Source organism: Pseudomonas syringae group sp. 243L2 (genome assembly GCF_032587875.1).
In the GTDB taxonomy this organism is placed as follows: Bacteria; Pseudomonadota; Gammaproteobacteria; order Pseudomonadales; family Pseudomonadaceae; genus Aquipseudomonas; species Aquipseudomonas amygdali.
Window position 1 is genome coordinate 70981 of the sequence record NZ_JAWHPL010000004.1, and the last position, 18967, is coordinate 89947.

The following is an 18967-nucleotide window of genomic DNA, read 5'->3' on the forward strand; positions in this document are numbered from 1 at the left end:
ACCTGCCGCACGAGATTATTGAGGAGCTCGCATGACCAAACAACACGCCTTTACCCGGGAAGACCTGCTGCGCTGCAGTCGTGGCGAGCTGTTCGGCCCAGGTAATGCGCAACTGCCCGCCCCCAACATGCTGATGGTCGATCGCATCACACACATCAGCGACGAAGGTGGCAAGTTCAGCAAGGGTGAATTGGTCGCCGAACTGGATATCAACCCGGACCTGTGGTTTTTTGCCTGCCACTTTGAAGGTGATCCGGTGATGCCTGGATGCCTGGGCCTTGACGCCATGTGGCAACTGGTTGGTTTCTATCTTGGCTGGCAGGGCAACCCCGGCCGTGGCCGCGCCCTGGGCTCGGGCGAGGTGAAGTTTTTCGGTCAGGTGCTGCCTACCGCCAAAAAAGTCACCTACAACATTCATATCAAGCGCGTCCTGAAAGGCAAACTGAACCTGGCCATCGCCGACGGCTCAGTGAGTGTCGACGGTCGTGAAATCTATACCGCCGAAGGCCTTCGGGTCGGCGTGTTTACTTCCACTGAAAATTTCTAAGGGTACTCGCATGCGCCGCGTCGTTATCACTGGTCTGGGTATTGTTTCCTGCTTGGGCAATGACAAAGAGACCGTCACCGCTAACCTGCGTGCTAACCGCCCTGGCATCCGCTTCAACCCGGAATATGCCGAAATGGGTCTGCGCAGCCAGGTTTCCGGCTCCATCGACCTGAATCTGGAAGAACTGATCGATCGCAAGATCTTTCGCTTCGTCGGTCATGCGGCAGCTTATGCCTACCTGGCGATGAAAGACGCAATCACTGATTCGGGTCTTACCGAGGAACAGGTTTCCAACGTGCGTACCGGCCTGATCGCTGGCAGCGGCGGCGCATCGACCCTGAACCAGATGGAAGCGCTGGATACCCTGCGCGAAAAAGGCGTCAAGCGCGTCGGTCCTTACCGTGTCACGCGGACCATGGGCAGCACCGTTTCGGCCTGTCTGGCCACGCCGTTCAAGATCAAGGGCGTGAACTACTCCATTTCGTCCGCCTGCGCCACCAGCGCTCACTGCATCGGCAACGCTGTCGAGCAGATCCAGCTGGGCAAACAGGACATCGTCTTTGCCGGTGGCGGCGAAGAAGAGCACTGGAGCCAGTCGTTCCTGTTCGACGCAATGGGCGCACTGTCCACTCAGTACAACGAGACGCCGGAAAAAGCCTCCCGCGCTTACGACGCCAAGCGTGACGGTTTCGTCATTGCCGGTGGCGGCGGCATGGTCGTTGTCGAAGAGCTGGAACACGCTCTGGCACGCGGCGCTAAAATCTATGCCGAAATCGTCGGCTACGGTGCTACATCCGACGGCTATGACATGGTTGCGCCAAGCGGTGAAGGTGCAATTCGCTGCATGCAGATGGCCTTGGGTGATATCAACTCCGGCGACATTGACTACATCAACACCCACGGCACCTCGACTCCGGTCGGCGACGCCAAGGAAATGGAAGGCGTGCGCGAAGTATTCGGCGCCAAAGCTCCGGCGATCAGCTCCACCAAGAGCCTGTCGGGCCACTCCCTGGGTGCCGCCGGTGTTCACGAAGCGATCTATTGCCTGCTGATGATGGAAAACAACTTCATCGCAGGCTCTGCGAACATCGACGAACTGGACCCGGTAGTTGCCGACATGCCGATCCTGCTCAAGACGCGTGAAGATGCGAAGCTTGACCTGGTCATGAGCAACAGCTTCGGTTTCGGTGGCACCAACGCTACGCTTTTGTTGAAGCGCTGGGCAGGCAAGTAATACTGCTTTTGCGACAAACAAAAAGGCGCCTTTCGAGGCGCCTTTTTTATGAGTCGGGCAAAGTAGCTAGTGTTCTCCGGCATGCCCAGGCGGAGAATGGGCACGATGATGCTCTCCGGTGTACCTAAAATCTTCAGAACACCTCTCGTTCCTCACGCTCCAGCGTGGGAATGCAGTTCACGACGCTCTGCGTCGAAAGAGGACGCAGAGCGTCCAGACCGGCATGCCCACGCGGAGCATGGGCACGATAGTGTTCCCCTGCACGCCCTAGGGGACGATAGGTGTTCCTTCAGCCGAACACTTCGCTCAACAAATCATGCATCGACTTGAACGCACGGCTCGACACTTTGGCGTCGTACATCATCATGCCGGGAACATTGGCGTGCGGGTCGGTGAAGGAATGGAATGCCCCACCGTAACTGTGCAACTGCCAGTCCACACCAGCGGCGTTCATTTCCTCTTCAAAAGCAGGTAACTGCTCTTTTGGCACCAGCGGGTCCGACGCGCCGTGGAGAACCAGCACCGAGCCCTTGATGCTCTTCGCATCAGCCGGGTTGGGCGTATCCAGCGTGCCGTGGAACGAAATGGCGGCCTTCAGCTCTGCCCCGGTACGCGCAAGCTCCAGCGAGCAGCAGCCACCAAAGCAGAAACCGAATGTTGCGATCTTGCTTGAGTCCAGAGACACATCCGCCTGGCTCAACAACTGGTCGAGGCCTGCTTGCATACGCTTGCGCAACAACGCGCGATCGTCCTTGAGCGGCATCATGGCAGCGCCCGCCTCGTCATTGTTACTCGGGCGAATCTGCTGACCGTAAAGGTCAGCCAGCAGCACCACATAGCCCTTCGCAGCGACCGCTTTGGCGATATCTTCAGCGCCCTGACTGACACCCATCCAGTTAGGCGCCATCAGCAACCCTGGCTGTGCAGCGCTAGCTTTCGGGTCGTACGCAAGACGGCTTTCATAAGTCTGGCCATCGATCTGATAGACCACAGAACGAATTTCAATGTTGCTGCTCATTACTGACTCCTGATCGTTAGGGAGATGAAAAACGTGTCGCGGGAACTGAAACAAAAAACCCGCCGAGGCGGGTTTCTTGTCAACCGGCTATCAAACCGACAGTTCTACCAACAGCTTGTTCAGACGACGCACATACGCAGCTGGATCCTTGAGGCTGTCACCGGCGGCCAGCGCCGCCTGATCGAACAGGATGTGCGACAGATCGCCGAAGCGCTCTTCGCTCTGCTCGGCATCCAGTTTGCCGATCAGCGGGTGAGCCGGGTTGAATTCGAAGATTGGCTTGGAGTCCGGAACCTTCTGCCCGCTGGCTTCCAGAATCTGACGCATCTGCAGCCCCATGTCCTGCTCGCCAATGGCCAGAATCGCAGGCGAATCGGTCAGACGATGGGAAACACGCACCTCACTCACAGACTCACCCAGCGCAGCTTTCAGGCGCTCGATCAGGCCCTCTTTGTCCTTGGCGATCTCTTCCTGTGCCTTCTTGTCCTCTTCGGAGTCAAGATTGCCCAGATCAAGGTCGCCACGCGCCACATCCACAAAGCCCTTGCCATCGAAATCGCTCAGGTAGCTCATCAGCCACTCGTCGATACGGTCGGTCAGCAGCAGCACTTCGATGCCTTTCTTGCGGAAGACCTCAAGGTGCGGGCTGTTCTTGACCTGTGCGTAGGATTCGCCAGTGAGGTAGTAAATCTTGTCCTGACCTTCCTTGGCACGCGCCAGGTACTCGGCCAGAGAAACGCTCTGTTCACCGCTGTCGTCGGACGTCGATGCGAAACGCAGCAGACCGGCGATTTTTTCCTTGTTGGCGAAGTCTTCTGCCGGACCTTCCTTGAGGACCTGGCCGAAGTTTTTCCAGAAACCCTTGTACTGCTCGGGTTCGTTTTTCGCCAGCTTCTCCAGCATGTCCAGCACGCGCTTGGTCAACGCCGACTTCATCGAGTCGATGATCGGGTCTTTCTGCAGGATTTCGCGGGAAACGTTCAGCGACAGGTCATTGGAGTCGACCACGCCCTTGACGAAGCGCATGTACAGCGGCAGGAACGACTCGGCCTGATCCATGACGAAGACGCGCTGCACGTAGAGCTTGAGGCCGCGCGGTGCTTCACGCTGATACAGATCAAACGGAGCACGCGCAGGCACGTACAGCAGCGAAGTGTATTCCAGCTTGCCTTCGACCTTGTTATGGCTCCAGCTCAGCGGGTTCTCGTAGTCGTGCGCGACATGCTTGTAGAACTCCTGATACTCCTCATCCTTCACCTCGGTGCGCGGACGGGTCCAGAGGGCGCTGGCGCGGTTGACGGTTTCCCACTCCAGCGCCGGTGCCTCCTCGCCTTCGGCTGCCGGAGCCTGCTCTTTGGGCAGCTCGATCGGCAAGGCGATATGGTCGGAGTATTTCTTGATGATGTTACGCAGGCGGTAGCCGTCAGCGAATTCCTCTTCACCGTTTTTCAGGTGCAGAACAATACGGGTGCCACGATCAGCCTTGTCGACGGTGGCGACTTCGAACTCGCCTTCGCCCTTGGAGGACCAGTGCACGCCTTCATTCGCTGGCGTGCCGGCACGACGGCTGAACACTTCGACCTGATCGGCAACGATGAATGCCGAATAGAAACCCACGCCGAACTGACCGATCAGGTGCGAGTCCTTCTTCTGGTCGCCCGACAGGTTTTTCATGAAATCAGCGGTGCCGGACTTGGCGATCGTGCCCAGGTGGGTGATCACGTCTTCACGGCTCATACCGATGCCGTTGTCTTCAAGCGTAACGGTCTTCGCGTCCTTGTCGAAGCTCACGCGGATCTTCAGCTCGGCGCCGCCTTCCAGCAACTCCGGCTTGGACAACGCTTCAAAACGCAATTTGTCGACCGCGTCAGACGCGTTCGAGATCAATTCGCGAAGGAAAATTTCCTTGTTGGAATACAGCGAATGGATCATGAGGTGCAGCAGTTGCTTTACCTCGGTCTGGAAGCCCAGGGTTTCCTTTTGAGTTTCCACACTCATAATCATCAAACTCCGATCTGGATGGTATAAGCCGTCACGATCAGGCATAAGCCCGTGTGACAGCGGGTAGTCATCAAGGTGGGGGCTGGGTCGGGGATTTCAAGAGCCAATGATGCGCGGAGCGTGTTTCATGCGCCGGATACCGCACGCATTGCGTTGGTGGGTGCTCGCCAGAACTGTCCGCAATCGGCACAGCGCCATCGGCCTGTAACGACCGCGAAACAACGGCCTCCGATATTGTCATCACGGGTGGAACTTAACTCACGACGGCAGGCTCTTAGCCTCGTGAACACTCAATAAGGAGAAACACCCCATGCGTAAATCTTTAGCCTATGCCTTGATGCTTTCTGCCACCCTGGGCCTTGCCGCCTGTGACAAAAAGTCCGAAAACACTCAGCAAGATGCCAACAAGGCAGCTCAGCAGTCCCAGGAGTCGATGGAAAAGGCTCAGGAAAAAGTGAATGACGCGGCCAAGGAAAGCCAGGAAGCCGCTCAGAAGAACGCTGAAGCCGCTCAGCAGCGTACCAATGAGAACGCCAACAAAGCGCCAGAAGCAGCGCCAGCCACCAAGTAAGGCTGAAACGCTTACAGAACTAAAAAAGCCCGCTTAAAGCGGGCTTTTTCATTTAACTCGTTTCACTTGGCACGTAACGTCAGTTCGACATTGCATCGTGTACCGACTTCAAGCCAGCGCCTCGCTGCGCTTGCCCATGAGCCTGTCAACGGCTACAGCGCCCGCCAGCGTGATTATCGAGGGCACCAGCCATGCCAGGCCTTGATCACTCAGCGGCAGACTGGTCAGCACACCCGGCAGATAGTCAGTAAAACCGGCACCCTTCAGCGCGTCGATCAGGCCAAAGATGAGCGATACCAGCATCACCGGTGCAACAACCCGTCCCTGGCTCTGCCAGAGGCCTTTGCAGAAGCTCAGCGCCACCAGCACGATACACGGTGGATAGATAGCGGTGAGTACCGGAATCGAAAACTGGATCAGCTTGGTCAGCCCCAGATTGGATACCAGCAGCGAGAACACCGCCAGGATGATCACTAGCGTCCGGTAGGACAGCGGCAGCACCTTGGCAAAGTATTCAGCACAGGCACAGGTCAGGCCTACCGCAGTCACCAGACACGCCAATGAAATCAGCACGGCGAGAAAACCGCTGCCCAATGAACCGAAGGTGTGCTGCACGTAAGCATGCAGAACCGCCGCGCCGTTGCTTGCGCCTGCCGCGACCGCATGGCTGCCGGAACCCAGGCGAAACAGGCTGACATACACCAGCGCCAGCCCGACACCGGCAATGAGCCCGGCAATGATCGCGTAGCGCGTAATCAGACGTGGTGACTCGACACCACGAGAGCGAATGGCATTGACGATGACAATCCCGAAGACCAGCGCCCCGAGGGTGTCCATAGTCAGATAACCATTGATGAAACCCTGGGAAAACGGCGCAGCGGCATAGGCGGGCTCAGCCTCGCCTATTCCGCCTGCGGGTAATGCGAATGCCGCGATCCCCAATACTGCCAGGGCGATAATCTTGAGCGGTGCCAAAAAGCGCCCGACCGTGTCGAGCAAGCGCCCCGGATACAACGAAACCCAGAACACCACCAGAAAATACGCCAGGCTGTAGAGGAACAACGCGACTGGAGTGTCACCGGTCAGAGGTGCCAGGCCGACTTCAAACGAGACGGTAGCGGTACGCGGGGTCGCGAACAGCGGGCCGACCGCCAGATAGCAGACGGCTGCGAGCGCCCCGCCGGCAATCTTGCCGATCGGGCTGCTCAGGGCATCCATTGCTCCCCCTACCCTGGCCAGAGCAATCACCGTAACGACCGGCAGCCCGACCGCCGTGACCAGAAAGCCCAGCGCCGCCATCCAGACATGTGGTCCGGCCTGCAGGCCGACAATAGGAGGGAAGATAATGTTGCCAGCCCCGACAAACAGGGCAAATGTCATAAAACCGAGTGCCAGGATGTCCTGGCCTTTCAACACTTTCATTACGAGGGACCACACGGAATCGAAATAAGGGATGGGACGTCACCCATGAATGGGGCAGACGCAGCCCGTCGGCGTAAGACGTGGCAGTACCTTGCGAAACGCCCCTCGTGAGGGCAACGCAAAAACGGCGGACAGGGTAGCCAACTTCGACCGAAAATGCACTGTCTCAGGGCGCGCCAGCCGACGACGCACCGTTTGTTGGCGGTTGGAAAGCCCCAGACAGTTGGAAATGCCGGCAATGAGAGGTCCAGGTGAACCAGACCGGGTAAGGCGAACCTTTTCAGGCGCCCAAACAAAAGCCACCCGAAGGTGGCTTTTGTCGATTGCTCGAATCAGGCGAGCGAGCTTACCTGATCAGCAAACAGTGAAGCTTACTTGGTTGGCCAGCCAGTCAGCTCGGCCAGGGCCTTGCCGATGTCTGCCAGGGAGCGCACGGTTTTTACACCAGCGTCCTGCAGTGCAGCGAATTTCTCGTCTGCAGTACCTTTACCACCCGAGATGATTGCACCGGCATGGCCCATGCGCTTGCCCGGAGGAGCAGTCACACCAGCGATGTAGGAAACAACCGGCTTGGTCACGTGTGCCTTGATGTAGGCAGCCGCTTCTTCTTCAGCCGAACCGCCGATCTCGCCGATCATGACGATCGCTTCGGTCTTCGGGTCTTCCTGGAACAGCTTCAGGATGTCGATGAAGTTCGAACCAGGGATCGGGTCACCACCGATACCTACACAGGTGGACTGACCGAAACCGGCGTCAGTGGTCTGCTTCACAGCTTCGTAGGTCAGGGTGCCGGAACGCGACACGATGCCTACCTTGCCTGGCAAGTGAATATGACCTGGCATGATGCCGATCTTGCACTCGCCCGGAGTGATGACGCCTGGGCAGTTAGGACCGATCAGGATCACACCCAGCTCGTCGCACTTGACCTTGGCTTCCAGCATGTCGATGGTCGGGATGCCTTCGGTGATGCAGACGATCAGCTTGATGCCGCCGAACGCTGCTTCAAGGATGGAATCCTTGCAGAAAGGAGCCGGAACATAGATGACGCTGGCAGTAGCGCCAGTGGTGTCTACGGCTTCTTTCACAGTGTTGAACACTGGCAGGTTCAGGTGCGTGGTGCCGCCCTTGCCTGGAGTCACGCCGCCAACCATTTTGGTGCCGTAGGCAATGGCTTGCTCGGAGTGGAAGGTACCTTGCGAACCAGTGAAACCCTGGCAGATAACCTTGGTGTCTTTATTGATCAGGACGCTCATTACTTGCCCTCCGCGGCTTTGACAACTTGTTGAGCAGCGTCGGTCAGGCTGGTCGCAGCGATGATGTTCAAACCGCTTTCTGCCAGTACTTTAGCGCCCAGTTCAGCGTTGTTACCTTCAAGGCGAACAACAACCGGGATTTTCACGCCGACTTCTTTCACTGCACCGATGATGCCTTCGGCAATCATGTCGCAACGAACGATGCCGCCGAAGATGTTGACCAGTACTGCGGCGACGTTGGTGTCGGACAGGATGATCTTGAACGCTTCGGTAACGCGTTCCTTGGTGGCACCGCCGCCAACGTCAAGGAAGTTTGCAGGCTTGCCGCCATGCAGGTTGACGATGTCCATGGTACCCATGGCCAGGCCAGCACCGTTGACCATGCAGCCGATGTTGCCTTCCAGCGCTACGTAGTTCAGTTCGAACTTGGCAGCGTGAGCTTCGCGAGGATCGTCCTGCGAAGGATCGTGGAAGCCCTTCAGCTTGGGCTGACGGTACATGGCGTTGGCGTCGATGTTGATCTTCGCGTCCAGACAGTGCAGATCGCCGTCAGCCTTGATCACCAGCGGGTTCACTTCCAGCAGGGCCAGGTCATGGTCCTGGAACAGCTTGGCCAGACCGGTGAAGATCTTGGCGAACTGAGTGACCTGCTTGCCTTCCAGACCCAGCTGGAATGCCAGATCGCGGCCCTGGAACGGCTGAGCGCCGACCAGTGGGTCGATCGTGGCCTTGAGAATCTTTTCAGGAGTGTCGTGAGCGATCTTCTCGATGTCCACGCCACCTTCGGTGGAAGCCATGAACACGATACGACGGCTGGAACGATCGACCACAGCGCCCAGATACAGCTCTTTGGCGATGTCGGTGCACGATTCGACCAGGATCTTGGTCACTGGCTGACCGTTGGCGTCAGTCTGGTAAGTCACCAGGCGCTTGCCCAACCACTGTTGAGCGAACGCTGCAGCGTCTTCCTTGCTGCGAACCAGCTTTACGCCGCCCGCTTTACCGCGACCACCTGCGTGAACCTGGGCTTTGACGACCCACTCGGTTCCGCCGATCTTGTCGCAGGCTTCTGCTGCTGCTTCCGGGGTGTCTACCGCGTAACCCTTGGATACTGGCAGGCCGTACTCAGCGAACAGCTGCTTACCCTGATACTCGTGAAGATTCATGCTTATTACCGTCTTCGTTTAGGTACTGCGCATTCGGTGCTGCACGTCAGCGTGCCGCACCACCTGTGACCGCTACTCCGGGTGGACTCCGCAAGTGCCGTGGGACACTCGTGAAGCCGCCTGAGAGGTCGAGTCCGGCGCAGATTCCGCGGTAAGCCCTGCTTGCAAGGCCAACGACGGGCACTGCGCCGTGGTTTCTCTTGTTGTCTCAGCGTTTCTTGCGATTCTGGATATGGATGGCACCGCCATTCACAGCCAGTGCAGCTTCATGCAGCGCTTCGGACAGGGTCGGGTGCGAGAAGACCATCATGCCGATGTCTTCTGCGCTGCTGCCGAATTCCATCGCGATTGCGCCCTGCTGTACCAGTTCGGCAGCGCTTGGACCAATAACGTGAACACCCAGTACGCGGTCAGTCTTGGCGTCGGCAATGATCTTGACGAAGCCGCCGGTGTCGTTGGCTGCCATGGCACGGCCACTGGCCGCGAACGGGAACGTACCGACATTGACTTCAACGCCTTCGGCCTTGAGCGTCTGCTCGGTCTTGCCGACCCAGGCGATTTCCGGGTGGGTGTAGATAACCGACGGGATCAGGTTGTAGTTCATCTGAGCCTTGTGGCCCTTGATGCGCTCGACAACCATGATGCCTTCTTCCGACGCCTTGTGTGCCAGCATCAGGCCACGCACCACGTCACCGATGGCGTATACGCCAGGAACGCTGGTGGTGCAGTAGTCGTCAACGTAGATGAAACCGCGCTCGTCCAGATCAACGCCGCTGTCCGATGCCAGCAGGTCAGTGGTCACTGGACGACGGCCAACGGCAACGATCAGACGATCAAAGGTAATCGACTGCTCGCCAGCGGCGTCGGTGTAGCTGACCACCACTTCTTCGCCATCGACCTTGGAACCGGTCACGCGAGCGCCCAGCTTGATGTCCAGACCTTGCTTGGTGAAGGTTTTCAGCGCTTCCTTGGAAACTGCTTCGTCAGCCGCCGGAATGAACTTGTCCAGTGCTTCCAGAACAGTAACCTGAGCGCCAAGGCGAGCCCATACAGAGCCCAGCTCCAGACCGATCACGCCAGCGCCGATGACGCCCAGACGCTGTGGAACCTGTTGGAATTCCAGAGCGCCGGTCGAATCGACGATGACTTTCTGGTCAACCGGAGCTGGCGGGATGTCGATAGGACGCGAGCCCGAAGCCAGAATCACATGGTCAGCTTCGATGATTTCAACGGTGCCGTCGGCAGCCGTCAGCTCGACCTTCTTGCCAGCCAGCAGTTTGCCGTGGCCTTGCAGAGTGGTCACGCCATTGGCTTTGAACAGGCTGGCAACGCCGCCGGTCAGGCCTTTGACGATAGTCGACTTGCGACCGATCATGGCCGGCACATCGATATTCACTTCAGATGTCGAGATGCCGTGCACGCTGAAGCCGTTCTTGGCTTCATAGAACTTCCAGGAGCTGTCGAGCAGCGCCTTGGAAGGAATGCAACCAACGTTGAGGCAGGTACCACCGAGGGCCAGTTTGCCCTCCTTGTCCTGGTACTTCTCGATGCAGGCAGTCTTGAGACCAAGTTGCGCAGCCTTGATGGCGGCAACATAACCGCCAGGGCCTGCGCCAATCACTACCACGTCGAATTTCTGGGACATAACAAAGAGTTCCTCTTTAGCTGCGAGCTTTTAGCTGCAAGCTGCAAGTCGATCCGCGATCAGGCAAAAACGACTTGCGACCTATTAATCAGGTAAAACACACCAGCCCCGGCTGCACGCTTTATCGCTTCTGACTTGAAGCTTGAAGCTTGCAACCGCGGGCTGCCTCATCAGATATCCAGCAACAGACGAGCCGGATCTTCCAGCAGGTTCTTGATGGTCACGAGGAAGGTTACCGCTTCCTTGCCGTCAATCAAACGGTGATCGTACGACAGTGCCAGATACATCATCGGACGAATCACTACCTGACCGTTGACTGCCATCGGGCGCTGAAGAATGTTGTGCATGCCCAGAATTGCAGCCTGTGGCGGGTTGACGATCGGCGTCGACATCATCGAACCGAAAGTACCACCATTAGTGATCGTGAAGGTGCCACCGGTCATCTCGTCGATGGACAGTTTGCCATCACGGGCCTTCTTGCCGAAGGTGGCGATGCCGCCTTCAATTTCAGCCAGGCTCATGTGCTCGGCGTTACGCAGAACCGGTACAACCAGACCACGGTCGCTGGATACTGCAACACCGACGTCGGCGTAACCGTGGTAGACGATGTCGGAGCCGTCGATCGACGCGTTGACAGCCGGGAAGCGTTTCAACGCCTCGGTAGCAGCCTTGACGAAGAACGACATGAAGCCCAGACGCACGCCGTTGTGCGACTTCTCGAACAGGTCCTTGTACTTCGAACGCAGTGCCATGACTTCGGTCATGTCGACTTCGTTGAACGTGGTCAGCATGGCCATGTTCGACTGGGCTTCGACCAGACGCTTGGCAACGGTTGCACGTACACGAGTCATCGGCACGCGCTTCTCGGTGCGGTCGCCAGCAGCGACAACCGGAGCGGCAGCGGCAGCAGGTTTGGCAGCAGGAGCAGCGGCTGGAGCGGATTTCTTCGCTTCAACGGCAGCGACCACGTCTTCCTTGGTGATACGGCCGTCTTTACCAGTGCCTTTGAGGCTGGCCAGGTTGATACCGTTTTCTTCAGCGAGTTGACGCGCAGCAGGCGCGGCAATCGGGTCTTCTTCGCCAGCGGCAGCCGGTGCAGCGGCGGGTGCCGAGGCAGGCGCAGCAGAGGCAGGCGCAGCAGCAGGTGCTGGAGCAGCAGATGCCGTGGCACCATCATTCAAAGTGCCAAGCACTTCGTTGGAGAGGACGATAGCGCCCTCTTCCTTGGTGATCGAGCCCATCACGCCGTCAGCTTCGGCCAATACTTCCAGAACAACCTTGTCAGTCTCGATATCGACCAGCATCTCGTCCCGTTTTACCGCATCACCCTCTTTTTTGTACCACTTGGAAATGGTGCCATCGGCAACGGATTCCGGGAAAGAGGGGGCTTTGATCTCGATAGCCATTATCTGTAATTCCTTAATTCGGTTTCTAATGCTCGAAGGCGTTAAACAGTGAAGGCATCTTGCAACAGTTTTTCCTGCTGCTCGGCGTGCATCGAAGCGTAACCACAAGCTGGAGCGGCAGAGGCGTCACGACCGGCGTACTCAAGAACGAGTTCACGTTTGTGGTTGCCCATGCTGCGACGCAGATGGTGCTGACTGCTGTACCAGGCACCCTGGTTCATCGGTTCTTCCTGACACCAGACCACATGCTGCAGGTTGGTGTACGGCGCGATGGTTTCCATCAGGTCGTCTTCAGGGAACGGGTACAGCTGCTCGATACGAACGATGGCAATGTCTTCACGCCCTTCGGCACGGCGTTTTTCCAGCAGGTCGTAGTAAACCTTGCCGCTGCACAGCACCAGACGCGTGACCTTGGCCGGATCGAGGGCATCGATTTCCGGAATGACGGTCTGGAACGAGCCTTCGGCCAGATCTTCCAGGGTCGAAACAGCCAGTTTGTGACGCAGCAACGACTTGGGAGTCAGCACGATCAGCGGCTTGCGCAGCGGACGGATGACCTGACGACGCAGCAAATGGTAGATCTGCGCCGGAGTCGTTGGCACGCACACCTGAATGTTGTGCTCGGCACACAATTGCAGATAACGCTCAAGACGTGCCGACGAGTGCTCTGGCCCCTGCCCTTCGTAACCGTGAGGCAACAGCATGGTCAGACCGCACAGACGGCCCCACTTGTGTTCACCGCTGGTGATGAACTGGTCGACAACCACCTGGGCACCGTTGGCGAAGTCGCCGAACTGCGCTTCCCAGATAACCAGTGCATCCGGCTGGGTGGTCGAGTAACCGTATTCGAATGCCAGCACGGCCTCTTCCGAAAGGAACGAGTCGTACAGGTCGAAACGCGGCTGACCGGAGTACAGATTCTGCAGCGGGATATAGGTCCCGGCGTCTTTCTGGTTGTGCAGTACGGCGTGGCGGTGCGAGAACGTACCGCGACCGATGTCCTGCCCTGTCATACGGATCGGGTGACCTTCGAACGCCAGCGTGGCGTATGCCATGGTTTCGGCGTAACCCCAGTTGATCGGCAAGCCACCGGCCTGCATCTTCTGACGGTCTTCGTAGATCTTCTGAACCTGACGCTGCACGACGAAGCCTTCAGGCAGTTCCATCAGCTTGGCGGACAGTTCCTGCAGGGTCTTGAGGTCGAAGCGAGTGTCGTGACGCGCAGTCCAGGCGTGGCCCAGATAAGGACGCCAGTCGACGAACAACTCCTTGTTCGGCTCCTTGACCAGGCTTTTCACTACGTGCAGACCATTGTCCAGCGCGCTGCGGTAATCATCGACCTTGGCCTGAACACGGGCTTCATCGAGAATGCCGGTCTTGATCAGATGCTCGGCATACAGCTCACGGGTGGTGCGCTGCTTGGTGATCTGCTGATACATCAGAGGCTGAGTGCCACTCGGCTCGTCAGCTTCGTTGTGACCACGACGACGGTAGCAGACCAGATCGATCACGATATCGCGCTTGAACTGCATGCGGTAATCGATCGCCAGCTGGGTCACGAACATCACGGCTTCCGGATCATCACCATTTACATGGAGGATCGGCGCCTGGATCATCTTGGCAACGTCGGTGGCGTACTCGGTCGAACGCGAGTCCAGCGGGTTGCTGATGGTGAAGCCCACCTGGTTGTTGATGACGATGTGGATCGTGCCGCCCGTCTTGAAGCCGCGGGTCTGCGACATCTGGAAGGTTTCCATGACCACGCCCTGACCGGCAAAGGCCGCGTCGCCGTGGAGGGAAATCGGCAGAACCTTGTCACCGTTAGGATCGTTGCGACGATCCTGACGCGCACGCACCGACCCCTCGACCACCGGAGAAACGATCTCCAGGTGAGACGGGTTGAATGCCATGGCAAGGTGAACCTCACCGCCTGCGGTCATGACGTTGGAAGAGAAACCCTGGTGATATTTGACGTCACCGGAACCCAGTTCCACTTTTTTCTTGCCTTCGAACTCGTCGAACAGGTCGCGCGGGTTCTTGCCAAAGGTGTTGACCAGTACGTTCAGGCGGCCGCGGTGGGCCATACCGATCACGACTTCCTTGGTGCCATAGGACCCGGAACGCTGAATCAGCTCGTCGAGCATCGGGATCAGGCTTTCGCCACCTTCCAGACCGAAGCGCTTGGTACCCGGATATTTGGTACCCAGATACTTCTCGAGACCTTCGGCTGCGGTGACACGCTCGAGCAGGTGGCTCTGGATATCAGCCGAGAACGCTGGACGGCCGCGAACACTCTCAAGACGCTGCATGAACCAGTTGCGCTGCTCGGAATCCACGATGTGAGTGAACTCGGAGCCGATGGTGCGACAATATGTCTGCTGCAACGCTTCATGAATTTCGCGTAGGCTCGCTTCCTCTTTGCCGATGAACAGGTCGCCGGCACGGAAGGTCGTATCAAGATCGGCATTGGTCAAGCCGTAATGATTGATCGACAGATCCGCAGGCGCAGGGCGCTGCCAAAGGCCCAACGGATCGAGCTGAGCAGCCTGGTGGCCACGCATCCGATACGCCTGGATCAGTCGCAGCACTTCAACCTGCTTCTTCTCGTGCTCGCTGCTCACACTGCCGGCGGACACCGGTTGAGCGCGGCGCTGGTTTTTGGCCAGCAACACGAAATGATCGCGAATAGTCGAGTGCGATACATCAGTGGCAGAGCTGCCGTCTGCTGGCAACTTCTGAAAGTAGGTGCGCCATTCTTCTGGCACAGCGTTAGGGTCGTGCAGGTAAAGCTCATAGAGCTCTTCCACATAGGCAGCGTTACCACCGGATAGGTGGGCACTGTTCCACATGCGCTGCATCACGCTTTCTTGCATGCTTGGTCACCCTCGGTAAGGGGACACCACCGGCGAAGACACCAGAGCAATCCTGAAATAGTCGTGTGCAGCGACTGTATCAAGTCACCAGGGATCACGCAGATAGTCCGGGTACCAGCCCGGATGCCCCTGCTGGTCTCATTTCTTCAAAATAAGAGCGGCAGCTTTGCGAGCTACTGCTCAGGTTAAAACTACGGCGCCGGTTGAAGCCTGCGCCGCAGCCACTTCAGTGCAACGGTGTAACAGATAAAACGATCAATCAGACGCCGCTTTGCAACAACATGTTGCGCACGTGACCGATAGCCTTGGTTGGGTTAAGGCCTTTCGGGCACACGTTGACGCAGTTCATGATGCCGCGGCAGCGGAACACGCTGAACGGGTCATCAAGCGAAGCCAGACGTTCATTGGTGCGGGTGTCACGGCTGTCAGCCAGGAAACGGTAGGCTTGCAGCAGCGCAGCAGGACCCAGGAACTTGTCGGGGTTCCACCAGAAGGACGGGCAGGAAGTCGAGCAGCAAGCGCACAGAATGCACTCGTACAGACCATCGAGCTTTTCGCGCTCTTCCGGAGTTTGCAGACGTTCGATGGCCGGAGCCGGCGTGTCATTCTGCAGGAACGGCTTCACCTTCTCGTACTGCTTGTAGAAGATGCTCATATCGACGACCAGGTCACGAATGACCGGCAAACCAGGCAGCGGACGTACGATCAGCTTGTTCTTGGCAACAACGGCAGACAGCGGCGTGATGCAGGCCAGACCGTTCTTGCCATTGATATTCATGCCATCGGAACCGCACACGCCTTCGCGGCACGAACGACGGTAAGAGAAGCCTTGATCCTGTTCTTTGACCAGGGCGAGCACGTCCAGCACCATCAGGTCCTTGCCACCGGTATCGACCTGAAACTCCTGCATGAACGGCGCGGCGTCCTGCTCAGGGTTGTAACGATAAACACTGACTTGCAACATATCGGTCACCCCTTAATAAGTCCGAATCTTAGGTTCAAAAGTCGGAACAGTCTTCGGCGAGAAGTTCACGGCACGCTTGGTCACGCGCTTGTCACCCGGGAAATACAGGGTGTGGCACAACCAGTTCTCGTCATCGCGATCTTCAAAGTCTTCACGGGCGTGAGCGCCGCGGGACTCTTTACGATGCTCTGCGGCGATCGCCGTGGCTTCGGCAACTTCCAGCAGGTTTTGCAGTTCAAGCGCTTCGATACGGGCGGTATTGAATGCCTGGCTCTTGTCGTTGATCTTGACGTTGGCGATACGCACGCGCAGGTCAGCCAGCTGAGCAATACCCTTCTGCATGTATTCACCGGTGCGGAACACACCGAAGTAGTTCTGCATGCAGCTTTGCAGCTCTTTACGCAGCGTGGCGACGTCTTCGCCGGTAGTGCGCTCGTTCAGGCCGGCAACGCGTGCCAGCGCAGCATCGATGTCGGACTCGGAAGCACGGGCGTAGTCGATACCTTCGCTCAGCGCTTTCTCCAGGTGGATACCCGCAGCGCGACCGAACACAACCAGATCGAGCAACGAGTTGCCGCCCAGACGGTTTGCACCGTGAACCGATACGCAAGCCACTTCACCTACCGCAAACAGACCCGGAATGATCTGATCGACACCGGCGGCGTCCTGAGTGATCGCCTGACCATGAATGTTGGTGGCAACGCCGCCCATCATGTAATGGCAGGTAGGAACTACCGGAATCGGCGCTGTTGCAGGGTCGACGTGAGCGAAGGTCTTGGACAACTCCATAATGCCTGGCAAACGGCTGTGCAACACTTCTTCGCCCAGGTGATCGAGCTTGAGCATTACATGGTCGCCATCCGGACCGCAGCCGTTACCGGCAATGATTTCCTTGACCATGGAGCGCGCAACCACGTCACGACCTGCAAGGTCCTTGGCGTTAGGAGCATAACGCTCCATGAAACGCTCGCCGTGCTTGTTGATCAGGTAACCGCCTTCACCGCGGCAGCCTTCGGTGACCAGTACACCTGCACCGGCAATACCGGTCGGGTGGAACTGCCACATTTCGATGTCCTGAACCGGGACACCGGCACGCAGCGCCATACCGATACCGTCACCGGTATTGATCAGGGCATTGGTGGTCGAAGAGTAGATACGGCCTGCACCGCCGGTTGCCAGCACGGTAGCGTTGGCACGGATGTAGGAGGTTTCGCCGGTTTCAATGCAGATGGCGATGATGCCGACAAAGGCACCGTCCTGATTCTTGACCAGATCCACGCCGTAGTATTCGTTGAGGAATACGGTGCCAGCCTTGAGGTTGGCCTGATACAGGGTGTGCAGCAGTGCGTGACCGGTACGGTCGGCAGCAGCACAGGTACGTGCAGCCTGACCGCCCTTGCCGAAGTCCTTGGACTGACCGCCAAACGGACGCTGGTAGATGCGACCCTGTTCGGTACGGGAGAACGGCAGACCCATGTGCTCGAGTTCGAAAACAGCTTCAGGGCCTACGGAACACATGTATTCGATAGCGTCCTGGTCACCGATGTAGTCGGAACCCTTGACGGTATCGTACATGTGCCAGCGCCAGTCATCGTTCGGATCGGCAGAGGCAATTGCGCAGGTGATGCCACCCTGGGCAGAAACGGTGTGCGAGCGTGTCGGGAACACCTTGGTGACCACGGCAGTCTTGTGACCGCCCTGAGCGAGCTGCAGGGCAGCGCGCATACCGGCACCGCCACCACCAATGATGATGGCGTCGAAGGAAAGCGAATTTATGTTAGCCATGAATCAGATACCCCAAAGAATCTGCACGCCCCAGACGAAGTAGGCGAACATCAGAACGCCGCATACCGCCTGAAACAGAAAACGTACTGCAGTGGCGGACTTGCCCAGCGCCATCGGCGTCAGGTAGTCGGTCGCGATGGTCCACATGCCGACCCAGGCGTGAGCGCCAAGGGCAACGAGGGCCAGCAGACTGAAGATACGCATTCCGTTGTGTGCGAACAGATCATGCCATTGGGCGTAACTCAGACCCGGATGAAAGACCATGTATCCGATCAGGAATATGAAATAAGCCGCGAGCACGACCGCAGAAACACGCTGAGCCATCCAGTCATAGAGGCCCGAACGCGAAAGGTTGGTGACGTTGGTTACCATATCCATACTCCCGCCAGAAGAATCAGTACCACGGAAACCGCGATAACGATTTTGGAGCCCAGCTTGCCGCCTTCGAGCGTCTCGCCTACCCCGGAGTCCATGATGAGGTGACGGATACCGGCCACCATGTGATACAGCAGGGCAGACAGAAGCCCCCAGATGATCAGCTTGGCCAGCGGGCTGGTCAGACACGCCTTGACTTCACCGAACCCTTCTTCGGACGCCAGCGACTTGTCCATTGCATACAGCATGATTGCAATACCGACAAAGAGGATGACACCGGAGATGCGGTGAAGGATGGACGTGTAAGCGGTGACTGGGAGCTTGATGGTCCTTAGGTCTAGATTTACAGGTCGTTGGCTATTCACGGCTTTTTTTCACACTGAAGAGCCCCTAACAATCAGGGCAAGTTGTTGGGAAGTGCACTGGTCAGGTACCCACCACCCAGGAAGTGACGACCCCCTTGAAACAGGCCAAAAAGCCTTTGGCGGTCGGACGCCGAGTATAGACAGTTAGGTTACTAATGACAACGCGCAGACTTACCGCCAATGGCGCATTGCGTTGCCGGGACAAAAGGCGTAAACGGCAGGAAACGGTCTGAAAAAATCCACGGCGGGCCCTTGCGGAACACGACTTTAGGCAAATTGACTTTAGAATTTATCTCACTATAGTGATGCGGGCCCTGCGTGGGGGGCCTGTCTGATGATTTG

General features: G+C 57.7%; 15 protein-coding genes. 3 read left to right on the forward strand and 12 right to left on the reverse strand.

The window, feature by feature from the left end; all coding sequences use genetic code 11:
- The first annotated feature begins 31 nt into the window (after window positions 1-31).
- Both fabA and fabB read left to right on the forward strand, forming a co-directional pair.
- On the forward strand, window positions 32-547 hold the full coding sequence (gene fabA, locus RYB66_RS02930; RefSeq protein WP_002552989.1) for a 3-hydroxyacyl-[acyl-carrier-protein] dehydratase FabA: 516 nt from the start codon (window positions 32-34) through the stop codon (window positions 545-547).
- Between the two features lie 10 nt (window positions 548-557).
- Window positions 558-1781, forward strand: coding sequence for a beta-ketoacyl-ACP synthase I (gene fabB / locus RYB66_RS02935; RefSeq protein WP_016982437.1), 1224 nt, complete (start codon window positions 558-560; stop codon window positions 1779-1781).
- A 289-nt stretch (window positions 1782-2070) separates the two neighbouring features.
- Here fabB and RYB66_RS02940 read toward each other — a convergent pair whose 3' ends face one another.
- Window positions 2071-2799 (reverse strand): dienelactone hydrolase family protein, encoded by a 729-nt coding sequence (locus tag RYB66_RS02940; protein ID WP_016982436.1) that lies wholly within the window; start codon window positions 2797-2799, stop codon window positions 2071-2073.
- A gap of 90 nt (window positions 2800-2889) precedes the next feature.
- Window positions 2890-4797 (reverse strand): molecular chaperone HtpG, encoded by a 1908-nt coding sequence (gene htpG / locus RYB66_RS02945; RefSeq protein WP_005745258.1) that lies wholly within the window; start codon window positions 4795-4797, stop codon window positions 2890-2892.
- A 313-nt stretch (window positions 4798-5110) separates the two neighbouring features.
- Between htpG and RYB66_RS02950 the strand changes: the two genes are divergently transcribed.
- Window positions 5111-5371, forward strand: a complete 261-nt coding sequence (locus RYB66_RS02950; RefSeq protein ID WP_002552985.1) for a lipoprotein — start codon at window positions 5111-5113, stop codon at window positions 5369-5371.
- 108 nt (window positions 5372-5479) lie between these two features.
- Here the strand turns inward: RYB66_RS02950 and brnQ are convergent, their stop codons facing one another.
- The 10 genes from brnQ to sdhC all read right to left on the reverse strand — a co-directional run bounded on the left by brnQ (window position 5480) and on the right by sdhC (window position 18625).
- Complete coding sequence (gene brnQ / locus RYB66_RS02955; protein WP_005745257.1) at window positions 5480-6793, reverse strand: branched-chain amino acid transport system II carrier protein; 1314 nt, start codon at window positions 6791-6793, stop codon at window positions 5480-5482.
- A 371-nt stretch (window positions 6794-7164) separates the two neighbouring features.
- Window positions 7165-8046, reverse strand: coding sequence for a succinate--CoA ligase subunit alpha (gene sucD, locus RYB66_RS02960; protein WP_004664700.1), 882 nt, complete (start codon window positions 8044-8046; stop codon window positions 7165-7167).
- On the reverse strand, window positions 8046-9212 hold the full coding sequence (gene sucC / locus RYB66_RS02965; protein WP_002552981.1) for an ADP-forming succinate--CoA ligase subunit beta: 1167 nt from the start codon (window positions 9210-9212) through the stop codon (window positions 8046-8048). The genes sucD and sucC overlap by 1 nt, the downstream gene beginning before the upstream one ends.
- Before the next feature lie 208 nt (window positions 9213-9420).
- Complete coding sequence (gene lpdA / locus RYB66_RS02970; protein WP_002552980.1) at window positions 9421-10857, reverse strand: dihydrolipoyl dehydrogenase; 1437 nt, start codon at window positions 10855-10857, stop codon at window positions 9421-9423.
- 170 nt (window positions 10858-11027) lie between these two features.
- Window positions 11028-12263 carry a 2-oxoglutarate dehydrogenase complex dihydrolipoyllysine-residue succinyltransferase gene (gene odhB, locus RYB66_RS02975; protein ID WP_005732400.1) on the reverse strand — a complete coding sequence of 412 codons (1236 nt, stop codon included), beginning with the start codon at window positions 12261-12263 and terminating at the stop codon, window positions 11028-11030.
- Between the two features lie 41 nt (window positions 12264-12304).
- Window positions 12305-15136, reverse strand: coding sequence for a 2-oxoglutarate dehydrogenase E1 component (locus tag RYB66_RS02980; RefSeq protein WP_004658941.1), 2832 nt, complete (start codon window positions 15134-15136; stop codon window positions 12305-12307).
- 259 nt (window positions 15137-15395) lie between these two features.
- Window positions 15396-16100 carry a succinate dehydrogenase iron-sulfur subunit gene (locus RYB66_RS02985; protein WP_004658943.1) on the reverse strand — a complete coding sequence of 235 codons (705 nt, stop codon included), beginning with the start codon at window positions 16098-16100 and terminating at the stop codon, window positions 15396-15398.
- 12 nt (window positions 16101-16112) lie between these two features.
- Window positions 16113-17885: a succinate dehydrogenase flavoprotein subunit gene (gene sdhA, locus RYB66_RS02990; RefSeq protein WP_002552976.1), complete on the reverse strand. Its 1773-nt coding sequence runs from the start codon at window positions 17883-17885 to the stop codon at window positions 16113-16115.
- Between the two features lie 3 nt (window positions 17886-17888).
- Window positions 17889-18257 (reverse strand): succinate dehydrogenase, hydrophobic membrane anchor protein, encoded by a 369-nt coding sequence (gene sdhD, locus RYB66_RS02995; protein ID WP_003382006.1) that lies wholly within the window; start codon window positions 18255-18257, stop codon window positions 17889-17891.
- Window positions 18251-18625, reverse strand: coding sequence for a succinate dehydrogenase, cytochrome b556 subunit (gene sdhC, locus RYB66_RS03000; protein ID WP_002552975.1), 375 nt, complete (start codon window positions 18623-18625; stop codon window positions 18251-18253). The genes sdhD and sdhC overlap by 7 nt, the downstream gene beginning before the upstream one ends.
- Window positions 18626-18967: the final 342 nt, after the last annotated feature.

Excerpts from the sequence above, each read along its gene's own strand:
- fabA (WP_002552989.1), top strand. The coding sequence starts at position 32 with ATGACCAAACAACACGCCTTTACCCGGGAAGACCTGCTGCGCTGCAGT.
- fabB (WP_016982437.1), top strand. The coding sequence starts at position 558 with ATGCGCCGCGTCGTTATCACTGGTCTGGGTATTGTTTCCTGCTTGGGC.
- RYB66_RS02940 (WP_016982436.1), bottom strand. The coding sequence starts at position 2,799 with ATGAGCAGCAACATTGAAATTCGTTCTGTGGTCTATCAGATCGATGGC.
- htpG (WP_005745258.1), bottom strand. The coding sequence starts at position 4,797 with ATGAGTGTGGAAACTCAAAAGGAAACCCTGGGCTTCCAGACCGAGGTA.
- RYB66_RS02950 (WP_002552985.1), top strand. The coding sequence starts at position 5,111 with ATGCGTAAATCTTTAGCCTATGCCTTGATGCTTTCTGCCACCCTGGGC.
- brnQ (WP_005745257.1), bottom strand. The coding sequence starts at position 6,793 with ATGAAAGTGTTGAAAGGCCAGGACATCCTGGCACTCGGTTTTATGACA.
- sucD (WP_004664700.1), bottom strand. The coding sequence starts at position 8,046 with ATGAGCGTCCTGATCAATAAAGACACCAAGGTTATCTGCCAGGGTTTC.
- sucC (WP_002552981.1), bottom strand. The coding sequence starts at position 9,212 with ATGAATCTTCACGAGTATCAGGGTAAGCAGCTGTTCGCTGAGTACGGC.
- lpdA (WP_002552980.1), bottom strand. The coding sequence starts at position 10,857 with ATGTCCCAGAAATTCGACGTGGTAGTGATTGGCGCAGGCCCTGGCGGT.
- odhB (WP_005732400.1), bottom strand. The coding sequence starts at position 12,263 with ATGGCTATCGAGATCAAAGCCCCCTCTTTCCCGGAATCCGTTGCCGAT.
- RYB66_RS02980 (WP_004658941.1), bottom strand. The coding sequence starts at position 15,136 with ATGCAAGAAAGCGTGATGCAGCGCATGTGGAACAGTGCCCACCTATCC.
- RYB66_RS02985 (WP_004658943.1), bottom strand. The coding sequence starts at position 16,100 with ATGTTGCAAGTCAGTGTTTATCGTTACAACCCTGAGCAGGACGCCGCG.
- sdhA (WP_002552976.1), bottom strand. The coding sequence starts at position 17,885 with ATGGCTAACATAAATTCGCTTTCCTTCGACGCCATCATCATTGGTGGT.
- sdhD (WP_003382006.1), bottom strand. The coding sequence starts at position 18,257 with ATGGTAACCAACGTCACCAACCTTTCGCGTTCGGGCCTCTATGACTGG.